This is a genomic window from Arthrobacter sp. B0490, from assembly GCF_002929355.1.
GTDB lineage: Bacteria > Actinomycetota > Actinomycetes > Actinomycetales > Micrococcaceae > Arthrobacter_D.
Map to the genome: position 1 here is coordinate 1 of NZ_PJIR01000117.1, position 600 is coordinate 600.

General features: G+C 71.3%; 1 protein-coding gene. It reads left to right on the forward strand.

Annotated features, from left to right (window positions below; all coding sequences use genetic code 11):
- Nucleotides 1–600, forward strand: a 600-nt coding sequence (locus CXQ97_RS18915) for a hypothetical protein (RefSeq protein ID WP_258062830.1), incomplete at both ends; no start/stop codon positions are given.

Consider the following 600-nt stretch of genomic DNA (forward strand, 5'->3'; position numbering starts at 1 on the left):
ACCTCCGGGGCGAGTACGCCGAGGAGCAGGCGCAACGACGTCGTCGCGGCGGAGAAGGAACGCTTCGGCGGCATCAAGTGGGGCTCGGCGTTCTTCGGCTGGCTGACCGCGATCGGACTGACCGTGCTGCTCAGCGCCCTCGCCACGGCGATCGGTGCGGGCGTGGGAGCCGCGAACACCGGCGGCGCGGCCGACGCCGCGAACCAGGCGCAGGAGAACGCCGAGACCCTCGGCATCGTCAGCGGGATCGTCCTGGCGATCGTCCTGTTCCTCGCCTACTACTGCGGCGGCTACGTCGCCGGGCGCATGGCCCGCTTCGACGGCGTCAAGCAGGGCATCGCCGTGTGGGTGTGGGGCATCATCATCGCGATCATCGTCGCGATCCTCGCCGCCCTCGCCGGGGACCGGTTCAACGTCCTCTCCAGCATCGGCGGAGCCCCGCGGATCCCCGTCGACGGCAGCCTGCTGACCGCCAGCGGCCTCATCGCCCTCGCGATCGCCGTCCTCGTCCCCCTGATCGGGGCCATCCTCGGCGGCAAGGCCGGCATGCGCTTCCACCGCAAGGTCGACCAGGTCGGCATCGACCACCAGGCCGGCATC